Consider the following 21,098-nt stretch of genomic DNA (forward strand, 5'->3'; position numbering starts at 1 on the left):
CCCTTATGCCGCGTCGCGCTGGCCGCCGCTGCGGTAGTTATCCACAGCCTCGATCAGTGCCTTGAGAATCGCCGAGCTGTCGCCAATCACCGACAGGTCGGCCCGTTTGATCATGTCGCAGCCCGGGTCCATGTTGATCGCCACCACCTTGTCGCAGGCGCCGATGCCCTGCAGGTGCTGGATCGCGCCGGAGATACCCACAGCCACGTAGACCCGCGCCGTAACCCAGGTGCCGGTGGCCCCCACCTGGCGGTTGCGCGGCATGAAGCCGTCGTCCACCGCCACCCGCGAGGCGCCTTCGGTGGCACCGAGGGCCTTGGTGGCCTGGTGGTAAAGGTCCCAGTCCTTGACGCCGTTGCCGCCAGAGACGATGAACTCGGCCTCGGCCATGGCGATGGCGGCCGGGTCCACGGCCACCGAGCCGAGGTCCTCGATGCGCGACAGGCTGCGCGCCACGCCTGTGGACAACTCCACGGGCAGGGCTTCGTGGCGGGTTTCGCTCACGGGCTCTGCGCATTCGGCAGCGGCCAGGATCAAGCGTGGCACGTCGCGCTGGATATCCTGCTGGCCGGCGCCGGCACGGCCGATGCACTGGCCGTCCTTGACCTGCCATACCCGCGTCGCCGGGCGTTCGCCCAGGGCCGCGCCGAAGCGCCGGCCGAGTTCCCCGCCACCGGTGCGGCTATCGGGTAACAGCCAGTGGCGCGGCGCGAACTGGTTATCCACAGCCCGCAGGCCCTGGACCAGTTGCTCCGGTGCATAACCTTCGAAGGCCTCGCCCTCGATAACCAGCAGGCGATCAACGCCGGCTGTGGAAAAGTTGCTTTCCTTGTGCTCGCCGAACACCACGGCCAGCACCGCGCCGTCACTGCCCGCCAGGCTGTGGGCCAGGCCGAGCAGGTCGCGGTCGTGGCTGCCGAGGCGACCGCCAACCATGTCCGGCACCACGGCGATGTAGAACCCAGGCTCGGCCACCTGATGCAGCGGCAGTTGCACCTCGGCGGCGGCCGTGCGCCGCCCGCCGACACCGGTGCCCTGCTGGGCGCCGCTGCGGTCGATGCGCTTGAGGCCGCTGGGGCCGATGAAGCCGGCAGCGATCGCATGGGGGTTCTTGCGCATCAGGCCGTTGGGGCCCATCCAGCTGGTTTGTTGCGTCTGCATCGCTGCATGCAGCGGGTGCAGGCGGTTACGGGCGATCCACTCGGCACGAGGGTCGCGGCGGATGATGTCGCTCATCAGTGCACCTCCGCAGGTTCACGTTTGCTGGCTGGCGACTTGGCGCTCGCCGGGGCTTCGTCTTCGATCAGCACATCGGCGACCAGCTCGGCGAGGTCCTTGATCTGTGGGCGCGGTTCGACCACGCCTTCGAGCATCGCCGTGCACTGTGGGCAACCCACGGCCACCAGCTCCGCCTCGGTCTCGCGGATATCGTCCATGCGCATGTCGGGGATACGCTGCTTGCCCGGGATATCGGTGATCGGCGCACCGCCGCCACCGCCGCAGCAACGGGAACGGAAGCCCGAGCGCTGCATCTCGCGCACTTCGATACCCAGGGCCTTGAGCACGTCGCGCGGGGCCTCGTACTCGCCGTTGTAACGGCCCAGGTAGCACGGGTCGTGGTAGGTGACGCTGCCACCCTTGTGCTGGCCAAGGTTGAGCTTGCCGGCGGCGATCAGTTCGGCGATGTAGGTGCTGTGGTGCTGCACCTGGTAGTCGCCGCCAAGGGCACCGTATTCGTTCTTCAGCACATGGAAGCTGTGCGGGTCGCAAGTGACGATGCGCTGGAACTGGTACTTGGCCAGGGTCTGGATATTGCGTTTGGCCAGGTGCTGGAAGGTCGCTTCATCGCCCAGGCGACGGGCCACGTCACCGCTGTCGCGCTCTTCCAGGCCAAGCACGGCGAAGTCCACGCCGGAGGCCTTGAGTACTTTGACGAAGGCGCGCAGCGTGCGCTGGTTGCGCATGTCGAAGGCGCCATCGCCCACCCAGAACAGCACTTCGGTGCGCTTCACATCACTGAGCAGTTGCAGGTTGAGGTCGGCCGCCCAGTTCATCCGCCCGCCCGGGGCGAAACCGCCGGGGTTGTCGGTGGCGATCAGGTTGTCCAGCACCTCGGCGCCCTTGTTCGGGGTGGCGCCCTTTTCCAGGGTGAGGTGGCGGCGCATGTCGACGATGGCATCGACGTGCTCGATCATCATCGGGCACTCCTCCACGCAAGCGCGGCAGGTCGTGCACGACCACAGGGTTTCGGCATCCACCAGGCCGTTGACGATCGGCTGGTGCGGATGGCCACCATGCTCACCGATCGGCTTGCCCGGATAGGGGCTGCCGGCGAAGGTGGCGTCGGTGCCACCGGCCAGGCCGATGACCATGTCCTGAATGAGCTTTTTCGGGTTCAGCGGCTGGCCGGCGGCGAACGCCGGGCACATGGCTTCGCACTTGCCGCATTGCACGCAGGCGTCGAAACCGAGCAGCTGGTTCCAGGTGAAATCGACCGGTTTTTCCACGCCCAGCGGCGCGTTCGGGTCTTCCAGGTCCAGCGGCTTGAGGCCGGTGGAACGGCCGCCGCCGAAGCGCTCGGCGCGGCGGTGCCAGGCCAGGTGCAGGGCGCCGGCGAAGGCGTGCTTCATCGGCCCGCCCCAGGTCATGCCGAAGAACAGCTCGGACACGCCCCACAGCACACCGACGCCCAGCACCGCCACCAGCACCCAGCCACCGGTGCCTTGCGGCAGGATGCCGGCCACCGGCAGCGTGGCGATGAAGAAGCTCGCCGCGAACATCAGCAGGCTCTTGGGCAGGCGCATCCACGGGCCCTTGGACAGGCGCGAAGGCGGGTTGAGGCGGCGTTTGAAGACGAACAGGGCACCGGTGAACATGATCACCGTGGCCACCAGCAGGGCATAGCCGAGTATCTTGCTCTGCAGGCCGAAGCCGTGCACCAGGATCGCCAGCACGGCCGAGAGCACGAAGCCGCCGGCAGTGGCCACGTGGGTCTTGGACATGTACTTGTCGCGCTCGACCACGTGGTGCAAGTCCACCAGGTAGCGCCGTGGCATGGCCAGCAGGCCTTTGATCAGGTCGACCTGGCTCGGCCGCCCGCGCCGCCACATGCGCACCCGGCGCAGGGCGCCGAGCACCGCCAGGGCCAGCGCGGTGAACAGCAGGATGGGTAGAAGGGTGTTCAACATGGCAGGCACCTTTGAGCTGCAAGCTGCAAGCTACAAGCTGCAAGAAGAAGCCACTTAGCCCCGCTCCTTGCTTGAACCTTGCAGCTCACCGCTGCTTTACAGAATCATTCCCAAGCAACTCTCAAGACCTAAGCTGCAAGCGAAAGCGGTACTGATCGCTTTTTCTTGCAGCTTGCAGCTTGAAGCTTGCCGCTGCTTCAGAAATCCTTGCACAGGCGCAAGGCGTCGTAGATCGCCGCATGCACGTTGCGCTGGGCCACGCAGTCGCCGATGCGGTACAGCAGGTAGCCCTCGCCCGGCTGGCTGAGGATCGGCTGCGGCTTGATGGCGAACAGCGCCTCGACGTCGATCTGGCCCTTGTTGCGCGAACCGTCCTTGAGCGCGTAGTACAGCTGCTCGTCAGGACGCACGCCGTTTTCCACCACTACCTGGTCCACCACCCGCTCTTCCTTGGCGCCGGTGTACTCGTTCTCGAGCACCGCCACCAGCTTGTCGCCCTCGCGGTAGACCTTCTCCAGCATCATGTCGCCGGTCATGATCACTTCTTTGGGGTACATGCTGCGGTAGTAGGTGGGGAAGCTGGTACCGCCCATGGCCACGCCCGGCTTGATGTCGTCGGTGACGATCTCGACCTGGCTGCCCTTGTCGGCGATGAAGTCCGCCGTCGACATGCCGGTGAACTCGCAGATGGTGTCGTACACCAGCACGTTCTTGCCCGGTGCGACCTTGCCGTCGAGCACGTCCCAGCTGCTCACCACCAGCCCTTCGGCAGCGCCCCAGTGCTCGTTCTGCTCGACGAACGGATGGCCGCCCACCGCCAGCACGATGATGTCCGGGCGCAGGTCCTGGATGGTCGCCACGTCAGCGGCGGTGCCCAGGCGCAGGTCGATCTTCAGGCGGGCGAACTCCAGCTGGTACCAGCGGGTGATGCCGGCGATCTGGTCGCGCTGCGGAGCCTTGGCGGCGATGGTGATCTGCCCGCCGATCTGCTCTTTCTTCTCGAACACGGTGACGTCGTGGCCACGCTCGGCGGCCACGCGGGCGGCCTCCATGCCGGCAGGGCCTGCGCCGACGATCACCACCTTGCGCTTGGCGCCGGTGGTCTTCTCGATGATGTGCGGCACGCCCATGTATTCACGGGAGGTGGCGGCGTTCTGGATGCACAGCACGTCCAGGCCCTGGTACTGGCGGTCGATGCAGTAGTTGGCGCCGACGCACTGCTTGATCTGGTCCACCTGGCCCATCTTGATCTTGGCGATCAGGTGCGGGTCGGCGATGTGGGCACGGGTCATGCCCACCATGTCCACGTAGCCGCCTTCCAGGATACGCGTGGCCTGGTTCGGGTCCTTGATGTTCTGCGCGTGCAGCACCGGGACCTTGACCACTTCCTTGATGCCGGCCGCCAGGTGCAGAAATGGCTCCGGCGGGTAGCTCATGTTGGGGATGACGTTGGCCAGGGTGTTGTGGGTGTCGCAGCCCGAGCCGACCACGCCGATGAAATCGAGCATGCCGGTGGCGTCGTAGTAGGCGGCGATCTGCTTCATGTCCTCGTGGCTGAGGCCATCGGGGTGGAATTCGTCGCCGCAGATACGCATGCCCACGCAGAAGTCGTCACCGACTTCCTTGCGCACGGCCTTGAGCACTTCCAGGCCGAACTTCATGCGGCCTTCGAAGGTGCCGCCCCACTCGTCGGTACGCTTGTTGACCCGTGGGCTCCAGAACTGGTCGATCATGTGCTGGTGCACCGCCGACAGCTCGACGCCGTCCAGGCCACCTTCCTTGGCGCGGCGCGCAGCTTGCGCGTAGTTGCCGATGACGCGCCAGATCTCTTCCACTTCGATGGTTTTGCAGGTGGCGCGGTGCACCGGTTCACGGATGCCCGACGGCGACATCAGGGTCGGCCAGTTGAAACCGTCCCAGCGCGAGCGACGGCCCATGTGGGTAATCTGGATCATGATCTTGGCGCCATGCTTGTGCATGGCGTCAGCCAGGTTCTGGAAGTGCGGAATAATGCGGTCGGTCGACAGGTTGACCGACGACCACCACTCCTGCGGGCTGTCGATGGCCACCACGGACGAGCCGCCGCAGATCGCCAGGCCGATGCCGCCCTTGGCCTTCTCTTCGTAGTACTTCACATAGCGGTCGGTGGTCATCCCGCCGTCGGTGGCATACACCTCGGCGTGCGCGGTGCTGAGCACACGGTTGCGGATGGTCAGTTTGCCGATCTGGATCGGCTGGAACATTGCTTCGAAGGCCATGACGCTATCTCCGGCTTACAACGGCTTTGTAACGAACAGGCCATCTTCGTGGCCTTCTTCCGACCCGCCATAGACCTGTTCGGCCACGGTGCGGATCGAGCTGCCGCGGGCAGCGAGAATCTGGTCCATGGCGCCGGCAAACCAACCGGTGAACATGTAGTCGACCTTGCGGCCAACCTTGCCGTAGACATAGACGAACGCCGAGTGCTCGAGCTTGACGCTGCAGGTACCTTTATCCAGGTCGATGTCCTGGATCTTGAACAGGCCCCAGCCACGCTGGCTCAGGCGCTTCATGTAGTGCTCGAACACCGCCACGCCTTCCAGGCCATGGCACTCGGCTTCTTTTTCGCACCAGTGCCAGGCGGACTTGTAGCCGGCCTTGTAGAGGATCTCGGCATAGGCGTCGGCGCCCAGCACCTCCTCGATGCCCATGTGGTTGTTGACGAAGAAATGCCGTGGCACGTAGAGCATCGGCAGGGCGTCGCTGGTCCAGACACCGGTCTCGCTGTCGACTTCGATTGGCAATTGCGGGGCGATCTTGGCCATGGAAACTCAACTCCAGAAAATTTTTGTTGGGAGGCCCCGGCGTTGCTGGCCGGGGTTTTCAGGCTTGGAGTGCGGCTTACTCGCCCCACACATCCTTGAGGACATTGACCCAGTTCTCGCCCATGATCTTGCGTACCACGCGCTCGGAATGGCCGCGCTTGAGCAGGGTTTCGGTGAGGTTGGGGAACTCGCCGACAGTACGAATGCCCAGCGGGTTGATGATCTTGCCGAAGTTGGTCAGGCGACGGGCGTAGCCCTTGTCGTGGGTCAGGTACTCGAAGAAGTCCTGGCCGTGGCCCTGGGTGAAGTCGGTGCCGATACCGATGGCGTCTTCACCGACGATGTTCATGGTGTACTCGATGGCTTCGGCGTAATCGTCGATGGTCGAGTCGATGCCCTTGGCCAGGAACGGCGCGAACATGGTCACGCCGACGAAACCGCCGTGGTCGGCGATGAACTTGAGCTCTGCATCGGACTTGTTGCGCGGGTGCTCCTTGAGCCCCGACGGCAGGCAGTGCGAGTAGCACACCGGTTTTTTCGATTCGAGGATGACTTCTTCGGAAGTCTTGGAGCCGACGTGGGACAGGTCGCACATGATGCCGACGCGGTTCATTTCGGCGACGATCTCGCGACCGAAGCCCGACAGGCCGCCGTCACGCTCGTAGCAGCCGGTGCCGACCAGGTTCTGGGTGTTGTAGCACATCTGCACGATGCCCACGCCCAGCTGCTTGAACACGTCTACATAGGCGATCTGGTCTTCGAACGCATGGGCGTTCTGGAAGCCGAAGAGGATGCCGGTCTTGCCCAGTTCCTTGGCCTTGCGGATGTCGGCGGTAGTGCGCACCGGCATTACCAGGTCGCTGTTGTCGCGAATCAGCTTCTGGCTGGCGGCGATGTTGTCGACGGTGGCCTTGAAGCCCTCCCACACCGAGACGGTGCAGTTGGCCGCGGTCAGCCCGCCCTTGCGCATGTCTTCGAACAGCTCGCGGTTCCACTTGGCAATGATCAAACCGTCGATGACGATGCTGTCGGCGTGAAGTTCGGCTGGGCTCATCAGGCTGTCCCCTTTTATTGAGTTTGCTGGCGCCAAACCTTGTGTCGGCGCTTTGGGGCCAGCATATGCCTGCCGCCCGAGGCGCCCCGATGCAAAAACGACAGGGGGTTTGCCGAAAGCGTCAAAGCCCCAAACGGCACGCTCTGGCCTGCGCCTCGCAGATGAGAGCCAGTCTCGACAACGGCTTTTGTAGGGCTTTGATGAACATTTCGTCAGGGAGCTATCGCCGCGCTCGAGGCTGAGCGAGAATCCCTGCGATTCGTCAGCCTGCTCAGGAGAAAACGGATGAAATCAATGGCATGGCTGGTCCTGCTGGCCGTCGCGTGCGGCGCCCAGGCCGCCGAGGAAGAAAGCACGCCCTGCGACAACGTCGAGACCGACCAGCAGGGCTATGCCTGCGCGGCCTACAACAAGCAGACCGCCGAACGCGAGCTGAAGGCCGCCTATGACGACCTGATCCAGCGCATCCGCGACCAGTACGCGGATGAAAGCGACAAGGCCGCGGCGCTGAGCGCGAAGATGGAGGCCGCCGAAAAACTGTGGACACAGTTGCGCGATGCCGACTGCAAGGTCGAGACCTATGCCGAAAAGCCCGGCAGCAAGGCCTTCGAAGCCTCCTGGAACACCTGCGTGGCGCAGCGTAGCGATGAGCGGTCGGAATATCTGCAGACCATCGGTCAGCAATAATTCAGGCAGCCAACGCCTCTGTGGGAGCCAGCTCCCACACAATGAACTTGCACGTCCGCTGTAGGAGCGGGCTTGCCCCGCGAAGGCTTGATCAGGCGCCGCGACGGTTCAGGTCAATCACCGTGCTTTCGTCGAAGGCCCCATCCATGCTCACCACATCGACCTGCAACTGCTGCCTGTTCCAGTCGAAGGTCAGCCGCAGGTAGGTACCCGCGTTCAAGGCGCCGGACTTGAAGTGCGGCACCTTGCCGAAGCCGGCGTGGTACTTGCCTACGTTCGAGTGCAGGTGACCGGAAAACACTGCGGCCACGTTATGGGCTTCCAGCAGTTTCGGCACTTCCCAGTAACGTTGCTCCTCGTCCACCCAGTATTCCGAAATATGCATGTTGACGATGACCACCTCGCCCCGGGCGGTGGCGTCCTCAAGCTGGCCTTTCAACCACTCCAGCGAGCGGGTGATGTTGAAATGACGCTTGGGTTTCATGCTCCATCCGCCGCCGGTGCTCCACTGGCGCTCATAGGTCGGTTCATTGTTCAACTGGATGATCCGCACACGACCCACGGTCACCGAGTAGGACAGCGAGCCTTCATGGGTGTCGTTTTCATAGCGGTAGTCGAAGGCATTGACCGGTTGCATGGCCTGGACCCAGGCGATGTGGTCGCAGACGGCATCACGGGCACAGCCATTGTTGGCGCAGTCGTCCACGTTGTTTTCATAGTCGTGGTTGCCCAGCCCCGGCAGCAGCAGCGGGCCGCCAACACCGTTGGCCATTTTGCGGAACATCGCCTGCATCGCCGAGCGTTCGTTGCCATGGCCGTATTCGGTGATGTCGCCGTTGACTACCACCGGCACGTGGTAGGGAACGTCACGCTCGCGGGCGATTGCCTCATAGACCGGCGCGGTCTTGTGCCAGCCGTCCGCATCGATCTCCTCGACGTACTCATCGAAACGTTGGCTCATGTAGCGGAACGCCTGGGAGTCGGAGGCGATGATCATCTTCTGCCGACCATCGGGGTAGTCGGCCAGCTGGTTCCAGCCGGGCTGGTAGTAGTCCTGATACAGATCGGTGCTGGTACTTTCACAACCCGGCACAGCGGCATGGGCCTGCCAGGGCGCCAGCATCGAGGCGATCGCCAGCGAGCTGAACAGGTATTTGCTGAATCCATGCGTAGGAGACATCGTGACAATCCTTGGTTCTTTTATGGATTGCCTACGCTAGTGAACTATCGGTCCGACAATAATCGGGAAGTGCGCCCTATGCGGTCACCGGGCGGTAATCGGCGCCCGTCACCTGGCGGTCCTGTCGCGGGCACCGCTCGAAGCGTGCCCGGTAGCAGCGGGTAAAGTACGACGGCGACTCGAAGCCGCAGGCAACCGCCACCTCCAGCACACTCATGTCGGTCTGGCGCAACAGCTGCCGGGCCTTGTCCAGGCGCAAGCGCAGGTAGAAACCACTGGGTGTGTCGTCCAGGTGCAGACGGAACAGCCGCTCCAACTGGCGCCGGGTGACCTGTATCGCCTCGGCCAGTACCTGGGTGTTGAGCGGTAGCTCGGTATTGCGCTCCATTTCGCCGATCACCTTCACCAGCTTCTTGTTGCGCAACCCATAGCGGCTGGCGATCTGCATACGCTGGTGATCCTGGCGCGGGCGGATGCGGCCGAGCACGAACTGCTCGGACACCTGCACCGCCAGCTCGCTGCCATGGGCCTGGGCGATCAGGTCGAGCATCAGGTCGATGGACGCGGTGCCGCCGGCACAGGTGATGCGCCGGCGATCGAGTTCGAAAAGCTCCTGGGTCGCCTGCAGGCGCGGATAACGCTCCTTGAAAGCCTCCAGTGCCTCCCAGTGCAGGGTGGCGCGATAGCCATCGAGCAGGCCGGCCTCGGCCAGCACCATGGCGCCCGTGTCGATGCCGCCCAGCACCACGCCTTCATGGTCAAGACGGCGCAGCGCCTGCTGCAGTGCCGGCCCATAGCAGGCCAGCGGCTCGAAGCCTGCCACCACCAGCAGCAGGCGTACCTGTTCGCCTTCACCCAGCGCGCCATCGGCGTTCACCGACATGCCGTTGCTGGCCTGCACCGCCCCGCCATCGAGGCTGAGCACGCGCCACTGGTACAGCGCGCCACGAAAGCGGTTGGCCACCCGCAGCGGCTCGATGGCGCTGATGAAGCCCATGGCCGAGAAGCCCGGCAACAAGAGGAAATGCAGCGTTTCCGACATCCCATGCTCCCCACAAAAAGTGGTCGCCTGCGTGCAAGTGTTGGTCGCCAGGGTGCGATTTCCCACCCCGTCACCAGCGTAGCGTGTTCTCACGGCCCGCAGAGGCCGGAACCCATAACAATATGCACTGCCGATGGAGAGCCACCATGCAACGCTTTATCCGCCGCAGCCTGTTGTCCCTCGCCCTCAGTTCCACCGTGGTATCCCCGCTCTTCGCCGCCGAACCCGCCGCCTGCAAGGACGTGCGCCTGGGCGTGGTCAACTGGACCGACGTGATCGCCACCAGCGCCATGGCTCAAGTGCTGCTCGATGGCCTGGGCTACCAGACCAAGCAGACCAGCGCCTCGCAGCAGATCATCTTCGCCGGCATCCGCGACAAGCGCCTGGACATGTTCCTGGGTTACTGGAACCCGATCATGACCCAGACCATCACCCCGTTCGTGGCGGCCAGCCAGGTCAAGGTGCTCGACAAACCAAGCCTGGAGGATGCCCGCGCCACCCTGGCGGTACCGAAATACCTCGCCGACAAGGGTTTGAAGACGTTCGCTGACATCCACAAGTTCCAGAATGAGCTGGGCGGCAAGATCTACGGCATCGAGCCGGGCTCCGGCGCCAACACCCAGATCAAGGCGATGATCGCCAAGAACCAGTTCGACCTGGGCAAGTTCCAGCTGGTCGAGTCCAGCGAAGCCGGCATGCTCGCCGCGGTCGACCGCGCCGTGCGGCGCAACGAAGCGGTGGTGTTCTTCGGCTGGGCGCCGCACCCGATGAACGTGAACATCGACATGGTCTACCTGGGCGACAGCCAGGACGCCCTCGGCCCGGACGAAGGCCGCGCCACGGTGTGGACGGTGACCGCGCCGGACTACGCCGAACGTTGCCCCAACGCCCATCGCCTGCTGACCAACCTCAGTTTCAGCGCCGAGGACGAGAGCCGCATGATGCAGCCGCTGCTCGACCACAAGGATGCGCTGGAATCGGCCCGCCAGTGGCTCAAGGACCACCCCGAGGACAAGGCTCGCTGGCTGCAAGGCGTGACCACCTTCGACGGCAAGCCGGCCGCCGACAACCTCAAGCTCACTGCCAACTGACAGGGCCTCATCGCCTGTAGGAGCGGCCTTGTGTCGCGAAAGGGCTGCGCAGCAGCCCCGGGATTTGTGCGCGCTGCTGAAAGCTGGGGCCGCTTCGCGGCCCTTTCGCGACACAAGGCCGCTCCTACAAGCGATCGGGCCACCACAGACATTACAAGGATCACAACCATGAACCACGACGTCATCATCACCTGCGCCCTCACCGGCGCTGGCGACACGGTCGCCAAGAGCCACCTGGTCCCGGTCACCCCGAAACAGATCGCCGAAGCCGCCGTGGAAGCCGCCAAGGCCGGCGCCACCGTGGTCCACTGCCACGTCCGCGACCCACAAACCGGCCGCTTCAGCCGCGACGTGGCGCTGTACCGCGAAGTGATGGAGCGCATCCGCGAAGCCGACGTGGACATCATCGTCAACCTCACCGCCGGCATGGGTGGCGACCTGGAGATCGGCCCGGGCGAAACCCCCATGGAGTTCGGCGCCGGCACCGACCTGATTGGCCCGCTGGAACGCCTGGCCCACGTCGAGGCGCTGCTGCCGGAAATCTGCACCCTGGACTGCGGCACCCTCAACTTTGGCGACGGCAACGCCATCTACGTGTCCACCCCGGCGCAACTGCGCGCCGGCGCCAGACGCATCACCGAGCTGGGCGTGAAAGCGGAGCTTGAGATCTTCGACACCGGCCACCTGTGGTTCGCCAAGCAGATGATCAAGGAAGGCCTGCTGCACGACCCGCTGTTCCAGCTGTGCCTGGGCATTCCGTGGGGCGCACCGGCCGACACCACGACGATGAAAGCCATGGTCGACAACCTGCCCGCCGACGTGACCTGGGCCGGCTTCGGTATCGGTCGCATGCAGATGCCCATGGCCGCCCAGGCGGTGTTGCTGGGCGGCAACGTGCGGGTGGGGTTGGAGGACAACCTGTACCTGGACCGCGGTGTGCTGGCCAGCAACGGCCAGTTGGTGGAGCGCGCGGTGGAGATCATCTCGCGCCTCGGTGGCCGCGTGCTGACCCCGGCCGAAGGCCGCGAAAAAATGAACCTCAAGCGTCGCGGATAAAACCAGCCCGCATCAATCCCTGTGGGAGCGGGTTTACCCGCGAAGCAGGCGGCGCGGTGGATGGCACCGTCTGCGCCGGTGTTCGCGGTGGTCCGGCACCCCGGTAAACCCGCTCCCACAGGGCCTGCGCCCAGCCATGAAATTTTCAGTGAGAGTCAGATATGCCTTTTATCACCGACATCAAGACCTTCGCCGCCCTGGGTAGCGGCGTCATCGGCAGCGGTTGGGTCGCCCGTGCCCTGGCCCACGGCCTGGACGTGGTCGCCTGGGACCCGGCGCCCGGTGCCGAAGCCGCCCTGCGCAAACGCATCGCCAACGCCTGGCCGGCGCTGGAGAAACAAGGCCTGGCCCCCGGCGCCGCACAGGGCCGCCTGAAGTTCGTGAGCACCATCGAAGAATGCGTGCGCGACGCCGACTTCATCCAGGAAAGCGCTCCCGAGCGCCTGGACCTCAAGCTCGACCTGCATGCAAAGGTCAGTGCGGCCGCCAAGCCGAACGCGATCATCGGCTCCAGCACCTCGGGCCTGTTGCCCAGCGAGTTCTACGAGTCGGCCACCCATCCCGAACGCTGCGTGGTGGGCCACCCGTTCAACCCGGTGTACCTGCTGCCGTTGGTGGAGATCGTTGGCGGGCGCAACACCAGCCCCGAGGCCATCGAGGCGGCCAAGACCATCTACACCGCGCTGGGCATGCGCCCGCTGCACGTGCGCAAGGAAGTCCCCGGCTTTATCGCCGACCGCCTGCTCGAAGCGCTCTGGCGCGAGGCCTTGCACCTGGTCAACGACGGTGTCGCCAGCACCGGCGAGATCGACGACGCGATCCGCTTCGGCGCAGGCCTGCGCTGGTCGTTCATGGGCACCTTCCTTACCTACACCCTGGCCGGTGGCGACGCCGGCATGCGCCACTTCATGGCCCAGTTCGGCCCCGCGCTGAAGCTGCCCTGGACTTACCTGCCAGCACCGGAGCTGACCGACAAGCTGATCGACGATGTAGTGGAGGGCACCTCGGAACAGCTGGGCGAGCGCAGCATCGCCGCGCTGGAGCGCTATCGTGATGACACCCTGCTGGCGGTACTGGAGGCGGTCAGATCCAGCAAAGCCAGCCACGGCATGGCCTTCGGCGACTGAGGAGAAAACGATGCCCGCCTTGATCACCTACCGTACCCAGGTGTTGCCGGAATGGGTCGACTACAACGGCCACTTGCGCGATGCCTACTACCTGCTGATCTTCAGCTACGCCACCGATGCGCTGATGGAGCGCATCGGCCTGGACGCCGATGCCCGTGGGCAGAGCGGGCATTCGCTGTTTACCCTGGAGGCGCACATCAACTACCTGCACGAGGTGAAGCTCGATACCGAGGTGCGGGTGCGGACACAGATCATCGGCTTCGACAGGAAGCGCCTGCATCTGTACCACAGCCTGCACCGGGAGGGGTTTGACGAGGCGTTGGCGGCCAGTGAACAGATGCTGCTGCATGTGGATCTGGCGGGGCCGAAGTCGGCGCCGTTTGGTGATGACTGCAAGGACAAACTGGAAAAATTGATTGCAACTCAGGATTCCGGTCTTCCCCCTGACTTCACCGGCCGGTCCATCTCACTTGTCCCTCGTTGACCACCCGTTCGTAAAAAAGGCCCTCACTTACTAGGGTTTGTACGAAAAGTCGCCGAGCGGCGATCAGGCAAGGCGAAAACAGGCGAGGAAGCGGAGTTTGCTGGTTGCAAATGAGCATTCCGAGCCTGTTTTCAACGCAGCAAGATCGTCGCGCAGGCACTTTTCGTACAAAGCCTAGCGAGGGCCATGCCACAGATATATATCACTGCAAATAGTCGACAGAGTACAGTGCCCCAGCGACTTTTCCCTCTTTCACCTTGATTGCTCCATATTGCGGGCGACTCTCACTATCAATATCCATAATCTTCAAAACCCCTGAAGAACCATTGGAGTACGGACTGGAATAACAGCGATTTGCCTCGTCCCTCGGTGTTCTGAAACATACCCAATAGCGTTGACTAGAATCAGGACTGTGCACGCCAATTATTTTCGCAGACCTGGCTTGGCGTCCGACACCATTACACGCCAACTGGGAGGACTCAAGCCCCAACGCCATAACACATAACCTTCCTCCCGCCAATCCGGTCTGCGGATATAACTCGACCCACGCAAAGCCCGGCCCATACTCAAGCTCCGCAATATCATAGGGGTATGGACTGTATTGCACAAACCCCCATCCACTCGGCACTCCATAGAAACTGCCATTAGGAAGATAGACGGTATCTTTACTTTCTAAGCCGCCTGACCCTGTGATACAGAAAACTCTGAAGCCCTCTCGATCCAGACCACAGAGACTTATATAGTCATGACGCGTAAACGTAAAGTCCAGCCGATTCGGTGTCGCTCCATTTGGAAGCCTACATGCTGGGCTCACGCCGAACGCCCTGATAGCACCCTCACACTTACTATCTGTGGCAACAACAAATAATTTATAATCTATCGGATTCACCTGCGGAGTTACCGGCTCAACAGCATAAAGCCCTGCCGAGTAAAGAAAAATCATGCAGACACGCCCGATCTTCATAAGTAACTCCATCACAGTATTCTCCTGAAACACTGAAAAGCCTATTACTAGCTCTCTATTGGCCTTAGAAATAAGCTATCAAGGATAAAAATCTTCTACAGCCGTCCGCCGCTCATTAAGTCGACGCACCACGTCATGGCGCTCTGCCGTGCCTAACGGTATACCCTGCCACTGTTTGCGCGGATTTGAGTAGTAGTTGAGCCTCGTACAGCCCCGGCAGTCCTCATAATCCGTCATTATGGTTCTGGCATTGCCGCCAGGGAGTAGATAGCCGTGCTGATAGGGTGGGTCAAAAAAATCTGGATCGCCTGGTTTCCAGTAATGCTCACCACCGATGTTGTGACCAAGAACATGGCCCATGTCCAGGTAATCACCCACTACGTTCCAGGTAGTGAATCCAGTCTCTTTACGATTCGCTATGTAATACCTTCCGAACACCGTTGGGTCGACAATGGCGGTGAGCACCAGATCGGCGCGCAAGCGCTCACGCGCAGCCTGCATCTGAGTATACACATCGCTGCCACTCATACGGATCAGGTTCAAGACCGCACTGGGTGTCAGGCCTTTTTCGCTGGCGATACTTTCAACATACCCGGCAAATTCATACTTTATTTCAACACCACTGTCCTGCAACTGGCGATTTGCAAAAATCAGATGATCTTCCATGATGTCTGACAAGCTGGGATAGTCTACGGGCCTCCGGGAAAAACCCGCACGGGCTTCGACAGTACTCATCATCATTACCCGGACAGTACTGACTGCCGTCGATTGCGCTCTCTGCTGTCGTACAAAAGTATGAGCGGAGGGGCTCGGGTCAGGGTCTTCTACCCGCACACAAGTCTGGACCTGCACGGATTTAGAAGCGTCCACTCTTATCAGTACCTGCTGCCCTGCCCCCACATAATCGAGCCGGTAAAGTTGTCCGTCTACGCGTATCTCTCCAAATATTTTATCGCCGTAGCGAACCAGCGACACCCAACTTAATGGATCGACGTCCACCTCCGCAGAAGACGAGAAGCGTTGTTTACGATCAGACGGCCTGTCGCCATACCAATAGGACTTACCCGGATTGTCACCACCGAACCAGCGAAGCTGATATTGCACCTGCTTTTCACCCGGCAGTAGCACCGAAATCAGTCGAGTTCCAGGCCCGACAAGTACCGGGGAGACGGTCACCAAGCGGATCTCTTGATTCGCGGGGTCATCAAGCAAGTCGTTTAGATAAGGTGCAAGGTTTCTTTTGCGCTGCATTTCAAGCCAGCCTTGGCGGTCCATTTTGGGCCCAAGCTCGAATAGCGCTGGCGTCGCACTGGCCGTCGGCGTTGATGCCTGCTGGATCGAGGAACAAGCTGAAAGAAATACAATGGCTAACGCCATTGTTAAAGCCATTTTCAATAGCGAGGCCATGCCGCTGCTCCTCTAGTCGAATGACCTCATTAGAGATACAAGCACGGCGGCCATCAACTGGCAGAATTAACAGGTCACCCAAAAAATAACCCCGGAAAGCCGTGAGCCTCCGGGGTCAAGAGCGAGCAACATCCACTGCGCATGCAGTGAGGGTGACCAAACCCTCGGTGCCGTGAATGGCTTCAGTGTGGGGCCTTCCCTCCCCGCCGATTTAGCCGTAAACGACCTGTTCTTAGTCAAAGCGGCCATCGCGACAATCCGCCCTTGCCGCCCTGGCGCGTCGGACACAGAATCGATGGCAAACAACAGCGGCGAAGGACCTTAGTCATGATGCATGCGGACTTGATCGACCAGGACGACCTGCTGGGCCAGCTGCGCTCGCGGGGCTTCGACATTCCGGCCGGCGCCAGCGCCGAGCAGGCCTGCGAGGTAGTGGTAAGGGGGCTGACCGAGCCCAATGCCCATGCCCTCAAGGGCATGGTGGAGCAGATGTACACCGGCAGCGCGACCATTCTCCCGGCGGTGCGCCAGGCCATCGACAAGCAGTTGCTGCCGGCATTGGCGCAGTACAGCAAGCGCGCCTGACGTCCAATTTTCATTGGCCTTTTCGCGGGTAAACCCGCTCCCACAGGTGCTGCATCGCTCTTGAAGAGGGTGCAGTACCTGTGGGAGCGGGTTCACCCGCGAAAAAAGCGACGCGGTGTCAGAGCCTGACGCTGGCGAAGGTCGACTCGTTGCGCGCCTGGCTCAGGGCGGCCAGCGGGCCGCTGTGCGGCGACAGGGCCATGGCCTGCGGGATCGGCATCATCGCCACCTGCTGGGTGGTGTTGGAGCCCACGCGCTCGTCACGCGGCGGAATGCCGAAGTACTCGCGGTAGCACTTGGAGAAGTGCGGGGTGGAAACGAAGCCGCACACCGAGGCCACCTCGATGATCGACATGGGCGTCTGCTTGAGCAGTTGCCGTGCGCGAATCAGGCGCAGCTTGAGGTAGTAGCGCGACGGCGAGCAGTGCAGGTACTTCTGGAACAGGCGCTCGAGCTGGCGTCGCGACACCGCTACGTACACCGCCAGTTCGTCGAGGTCGATCGGCTCTTCCAGGTTGGCCTCCATCAGCGCGACGATTTCCTGCAGCTTCGGCTGGTTGGTGCCGAGCATGTGCTTGAGCGGCACGCGCTGGTGGTCCTGTTCGTTGCGGATGCGCTCGTAGACGAACATTTCGGAGATCGCCGCCGACAGTTCGCGGCCGTGATCGCGGCTGATCAGGTGCAGCATCATGTCCAGCGGCGCGGTTCCGCCGGAGCTGGTGAAGCGGTTGCGGTCGAGGGTGAACAGGCGGGTGCTCATGTTCACCCGCGGGTAGGCCTCCTGCATCGCGGCCAGGCATTCCCAGTGCACGCTGCAATCGAAGCCGTCGAGCAGGCCGGCACAGGCCAGCGCCCAGCTGCCGGTGCACACCGCACCGAGGCGCCGCGACTGGCGGGCCTGGGCCTGCAGCCAGGTGACGTGCTCACGGGTGACGGTACGCTGGATGCCCACGCCGCCGCAGACGATCACGGTGTCGATCGGCGGGGCGCTGTGCATGGCGGCGTCGGGGGTGATCTGCAGGCCATCGCTGGCCCACACCTGGCCGCCGTCCGCGGTCAGGGTGTGCCAGCGGTACAGCTCACGGCCGGACAGCTGGTTGGCCATGCGCAGGGGTTCGACTGCCGACGCCAGGGAAATGAGGGTGAAGTTGTCCAACAGGAGAAAACCAATGGACTGGGGTGCTGTGCGGTTCTGGGTTGGGGTCCCGGAGGTGTACGACGTCATCGCGATTTCTCCTCACACAATGCAGGGTGTGCCTCAGGCGAGCACTGTTCTTGTAATGGCCCCGTTTCGTATGCAGGGGCTTTGCCAATCTCAACGCAAATGGCATGCCTGAAATTGAACACGCATCCAATAAAACCCAAAAACGACGTCGGCAGGCGACGTGCAGCGGGCTCTGGACCGAGCGTAGACCTAATCGCAAAGCGGCGAGCCAGCGCCTTCGGGTGTAACGACTGAGCAGTTCGGTAGCACTGCTGGGAAGGTTGCCCAGATGCGACAAACTTAAGTGTCACCGACAACGACGCTACCGGTAACGACAGCCGACAACTGGTAGATGACAAGCGCTGCGCCAAAATGTGGCGCAGCGCTCAGACGCGGGCAGAAACGGCGCATCAGCATTCGATGGCGCTGACCGCGAGGCCCCCGCGCGAGGTTTCCTTGTACTTGTCGTGCATGTCGGCGCCGGTGTCACGCATGGTGCGGATCACCTGATCGAGGGAGATGAAGTGTTCGCCGTCGCCGCGCAGGGCCATCTGCACGGCGTTGATCGCCTTTACCGCAGCGATGGCGTTGCGCTCGATGCAGGGCACCTGGACCAGGCCACCGACCGGGTCGCAGGTCAACCCGAGGTTGTGTTCCAGGGCAATCTCGGCGGCGTTCTCCAACTGCGCCGGGGTGGCGCCGAGCACCTCGGCCAGGCCCGCGGCGGCCATGGCGCAAGCTGAGCCGACCTCGCCCTGGCAGCCGACTTCGGCGCCGGAAATCGACGCGTTCTTCTTGCACAGGATGCCGACGGCCGCCGCACCGAGGAAGAAGTCGACAACGTTGGACTCGTCCACCACGTCGGAGAAACGCATGTAGTAGTGCAGCACGGCCGGGATGATCCCCGCCGCGCCGTTGGTGGGCGCGGTCACCATGCGCCCGCCGGCGGCGTTCTCTTCGTTGACCGCCAGGGCGAACAGGTTGACCCACTCCATGGCGCTCATGGTCGAACCGATGACGTTGGGTTTGCCGATCTCCTGCAAGCTGCGGTGCAGCTTGGCGGCGCGGCGGCGCACATTGAGCCCGCCGGGCAAGGTTCCCTCGTGCTTGAGGCCATTGCTCACGCATTCCTGCATGGCGCTCCAGAGCTTGAGCAGGCCGGCGCGAATCTCCTCTTCGCTGCGCCAGACCTTTTCGTTGGCCAGCATCAATTGCGACACGCGAAGGTCGTTTTGCTTGCACAGGCGCAGCAGCTCGGCGGCGCTGTTGAAATCGTAGGGCAGCACGGTCTGGTCGGCGTCCAGCACGCCGCTGGCGGCCTGGGCGGCGTCGACCACGAAACCGCCGCCCACCGAGTAATAGGTGTCACGGTGCAGTTCGCCGCCCTCGCCTTCGGCCACCAGGGTCATGGCGTTGGGGTGGTACGGCAGGTTCTCGTCCAGCAGCAGCATGTCGCGGGCCCAGACGAATTCGATGGGCAGGCGGTTGTCGAGCTTGAGCACGTTGGTTTCGCGCAGGTCGGCGATGCGTGGGGTGATCTGGGTCGGGTCGATGGCGTCGGGCCATTCGCCCATCAGGCCCATGATAGTGGCGCTGTCGGTGCCGTGCCCGACACCGGTGGCCGACAGCGAGCCATACAGCCGTACTTCGATGCGCCGCACCTGATCCAGCTCGCCGCGCTGGCGCAGGCCCTGGACGAACAGGGCGCCGGCGCGCATGGGGCCGACGGTGTGGGAGCTGGAAGGCCCAACACCGATCTTGAACAGGTCGAACACGCTGATGGCCATTGTCGCTTCACCTCTTGATGGGCTTGCCTGGTAGCGCCAAACGCCGCCTTGCACAACTGCTAGGCTGAAGCGTCGAGCCGCCTTGGAATGCTCGCATCATCGGGCTTTTGCCCACCCCCTCGCCGTCTGCAACCGACGTACTTTTGTCCGCCTGCGCCGCACTGATCCGGTCCGGTTCGCGCCGTTTTGCAGCGCTCGGACGGCGTAAAAACCCGGGCACGGGGGTGGAAAAATCCAGTTGCGACATTGCCAGTACTGGATGCGACCCGTCCTGTACTGGATACGACGCCACCAGTAGGCGATTGCCGAACGCTGGAGGATTATCGAAAGCGACTCGTTTTGCACGGCCTCGCATCCTGCCCTCTGCAGGCCTGGCTGATCGGCACCCTAGAAAGCGCCGACGGCCCCCGCGAACCCGAAGATAAAATCACAGGAGTCCACCTATGAAAGCTTCACCCTCGCTGTTGCTGGTTGCGATGTTGTCCGCTCCATTGCTGGCCCAGGCTGCAGAACCCGAACAGTGCCAGACGGTACGGTTCTCCGACGTCGGCTGGACCGACATCACCGTGACCACCGCGATGACCAGCGTGGTGCTCGAGGCCCTGGGGTACAAGACCCACACCAACATGATCTCGGTACCGGTGACCTACAAGTCGCTGGCCGGGGGCAAGGACCTCGACGTGTTCCTCGGCAACTGGATGCCGACCATGGAAAACGACATCAAGCAGTACCGCGATGCCGGTACCGTCGAAACCGTGCGCGCCAACCTGGAGAACGCCAAGTACACCCTGGCGGTGCCCCAGGCGCTGTACGACAAGGGCCTTAAGGACTTCAGCGACATCCCCAAGTTCAAGAAGGAACTCGACGGCAAGATCTACGGCATCGAGCCGGGCAACGACGGCAACCGCACCATCCAGAGCATGATCGACAAGGACGCCTTCGGCCTCAAGACAGCCGGTTTCAAGCTGGTGCAGTCCAGCGAGGCGGGCATGCTGTCGCAGGTCGACCGGGCGCAGAAACGGGGTGAGGCGGTGGTGTTCCTGGGCTGGGAACCGCACCCGATGAACAAGCGCTTCGCCATGAAGTACCTCACCGGCGGCGATGAGTTCTTCGGCCCCGATTTCGGCAAGGCCACCGTGCTGACCAACACCCGCAAAGGCTATGCGCAGGAATGCAGCAACGTGGGCCAGCTGTTGAAGAATCTGTCGTTCACCCTCGACATGGAAAGCGAGCTGATGGGCAAGGTCCTGGACGACAAGATGAAAGCCGACGCAGCCGCCAAGGCGTGGCTGAAGAACAACCCGCAAGTGCTCGACACCTGGCTCGCAGGGGTGACGACCGTGGATGGCAAACCCGGCCTTGAGGCGGCCAAGGCCAAACTGACGCAATAACGCAAGACGCTTTGGCAACACCGCGGGGTGGGACCGTGCCCACCCCG

The 21,098-nt window shown here is 62.8% G+C and carries 18 protein-coding genes; 7 read left to right on the top strand and 11 right to left on the bottom strand.

What is annotated here, in order from left to right; translation table 11 throughout:
* Positions 1-3: 3 nt before the first annotated feature.
* The 5 genes from ABE459_RS08220 to ABE459_RS08240 form a co-directional block, all read right to left on the bottom strand.
* Positions 4-1,236 carry an electron transfer flavoprotein subunit alpha/FixB family protein gene (locus ABE459_RS08220; RefSeq protein ID WP_125857146.1) on the bottom strand — a complete coding sequence of 411 codons (1,233 nt, stop codon included), beginning with the start codon at positions 1,234-1,236 and terminating at the stop codon, positions 4-6.
* Positions 1,236-3,188 carry a dimethylglycine demethylation protein DgcB gene (dgcB, locus tag ABE459_RS08225; RefSeq protein WP_125857145.1) on the bottom strand — a complete coding sequence of 651 codons (1,953 nt, stop codon included), beginning with the start codon at positions 3,186-3,188 and terminating at the stop codon, positions 1,236-1,238. The genes ABE459_RS08220 and dgcB overlap by 1 nt, the downstream gene beginning before the upstream one ends.
* Before the next feature lie 197 nt (positions 3,189-3,385).
* Positions 3,386-5,446, bottom strand: a complete 2,061-nt coding sequence (gene dgcA, locus ABE459_RS08230) for a dimethylglycine demethylation protein DgcA (RefSeq protein ID WP_125462269.1) — start codon at positions 5,444-5,446, stop codon at positions 3,386-3,388.
* A 15-nt stretch (positions 5,447-5,461) separates the two neighbouring features.
* Complete coding sequence (locus ABE459_RS08235) at positions 5,462-5,992, bottom strand: DUF5943 domain-containing protein (protein WP_110992263.1); 531 nt, start codon at positions 5,990-5,992, stop codon at positions 5,462-5,464.
* A 76-nt stretch (positions 5,993-6,068) separates the two neighbouring features.
* Positions 6,069-7,046: a dipeptidase gene (locus ABE459_RS08240; protein WP_016392223.1), complete on the bottom strand. Its 978-nt coding sequence runs from the start codon at positions 7,044-7,046 to the stop codon at positions 6,069-6,071.
* Positions 7,047-7,331: 285 nt separating this feature from the next.
* Here ABE459_RS08240 and ABE459_RS08245 point away from each other — a divergent pair, with 285 nt between their 5' ends.
* Positions 7,332-7,733, top strand: a complete 402-nt coding sequence (locus ABE459_RS08245) for a lysozyme inhibitor LprI family protein (protein ID WP_125462268.1) — start codon at positions 7,332-7,334, stop codon at positions 7,731-7,733.
* A gap of 91 nt (positions 7,734-7,824) precedes the next feature.
* Here the strand turns inward: ABE459_RS08245 and ABE459_RS08250 are convergent, their stop codons facing one another.
* Together ABE459_RS08250 and ABE459_RS08255 are read right to left on the bottom strand one after the other, a co-directional pair.
* Positions 7,825-8,913, bottom strand: a complete 1,089-nt coding sequence (locus ABE459_RS08250; RefSeq protein ID WP_323830128.1) for a metallophosphoesterase — start codon at positions 8,911-8,913, stop codon at positions 7,825-7,827.
* A 76-nt stretch (positions 8,914-8,989) separates the two neighbouring features.
* The gene (locus ABE459_RS08255) at positions 8,990-9,955 is read right to left on the bottom strand and encodes a GlxA family transcriptional regulator (RefSeq protein WP_323830126.1); all 966 of its coding nucleotides are present in this window, start codon (positions 9,953-9,955) and stop codon (positions 8,990-8,992) included.
* A 146-nt stretch (positions 9,956-10,101) separates the two neighbouring features.
* Between ABE459_RS08255 and choX the strand changes: the two genes are divergently transcribed.
* The 4 genes from choX to ABE459_RS08275 all read left to right on the top strand — a co-directional run bounded on the left by choX (position 10,102) and on the right by ABE459_RS08275 (position 13,713).
* Positions 10,102-11,046: a choline ABC transporter substrate-binding protein gene (choX, locus tag ABE459_RS08260; RefSeq protein ID WP_258705540.1), complete on the top strand. Its 945-nt coding sequence runs from the start codon at positions 10,102-10,104 to the stop codon at positions 11,044-11,046.
* Between the two features lie 168 nt (positions 11,047-11,214).
* Positions 11,215-12,102, top strand: coding sequence for a 3-keto-5-aminohexanoate cleavage protein (locus ABE459_RS08265; RefSeq protein WP_323830124.1), 888 nt, complete (start codon positions 11,215-11,217; stop codon positions 12,100-12,102).
* A gap of 161 nt (positions 12,103-12,263) precedes the next feature.
* The gene (locus tag ABE459_RS08270; protein ID WP_258705539.1) at positions 12,264-13,229 is read left to right on the top strand and encodes an L-carnitine dehydrogenase; all 966 of its coding nucleotides are present in this window, start codon (positions 12,264-12,266) and stop codon (positions 13,227-13,229) included.
* Positions 13,230-13,239: 10 nt separating this feature from the next.
* Positions 13,240-13,713 (top strand): thioesterase family protein, encoded by a 474-nt coding sequence (locus ABE459_RS08275; RefSeq protein ID WP_258705538.1) that lies wholly within the window; start codon positions 13,240-13,242, stop codon positions 13,711-13,713.
* 202 nt (positions 13,714-13,915) lie between these two features.
* Here the strand turns inward: ABE459_RS08275 and ABE459_RS08280 are convergent, their stop codons facing one another.
* Both ABE459_RS08280 and ABE459_RS08285 read right to left on the bottom strand, forming a co-directional pair.
* Positions 13,916-14,677 (bottom strand): hypothetical protein, encoded by a 762-nt coding sequence (locus ABE459_RS08280; RefSeq protein WP_323830122.1) that lies wholly within the window; start codon positions 14,675-14,677, stop codon positions 13,916-13,918.
* Positions 14,678-14,755: 78 nt separating this feature from the next.
* Complete coding sequence (locus tag ABE459_RS08285) at positions 14,756-16,084, bottom strand: hypothetical protein (RefSeq protein WP_323830120.1); 1,329 nt, start codon at positions 16,082-16,084, stop codon at positions 14,756-14,758.
* A gap of 327 nt (positions 16,085-16,411) precedes the next feature.
* Between ABE459_RS08285 and ABE459_RS08290 the strand changes: the two genes are divergently transcribed.
* The gene (locus ABE459_RS08290) at positions 16,412-16,669 is read left to right on the top strand and encodes a hypothetical protein (protein ID WP_346648010.1); all 258 of its coding nucleotides are present in this window, start codon (positions 16,412-16,414) and stop codon (positions 16,667-16,669) included.
* 118 nt (positions 16,670-16,787) lie between these two features.
* Here the strand turns inward: ABE459_RS08290 and ABE459_RS08295 are convergent, their stop codons facing one another.
* Entirely contained in the window at positions 16,788-17,894 is a 1,107-nt protein-coding gene (locus tag ABE459_RS08295; RefSeq protein ID WP_110992254.1) for a GlxA family transcriptional regulator, read from the bottom strand.
* Positions 17,895-18,283: 389 nt separating this feature from the next.
* A complete protein-coding gene (locus ABE459_RS08300; RefSeq protein WP_125462260.1) occupies positions 18,284-19,660 on the bottom strand; it encodes an L-serine ammonia-lyase in 1,377 nt (458 codons plus the stop codon).
* Positions 19,661-20,103: 443 nt separating this feature from the next.
* Here ABE459_RS08300 and ABE459_RS08305 point away from each other — a divergent pair, with 443 nt between their 5' ends.
* On the top strand, positions 20,104-21,051 hold the full coding sequence (locus tag ABE459_RS08305; protein ID WP_323830118.1) for a choline ABC transporter substrate-binding protein: 948 nt from the start codon (positions 20,104-20,106) through the stop codon (positions 21,049-21,051).
* Positions 21,052-21,098 lie beyond the last annotated feature (47 nt).

Source organism: Pseudomonas sp. TWI923 (genome assembly GCF_039673365.1).
Taxonomy (GTDB): domain Bacteria; phylum Pseudomonadota; class Gammaproteobacteria; order Pseudomonadales; family Pseudomonadaceae; genus Aquipseudomonas; species Aquipseudomonas sichuanensis.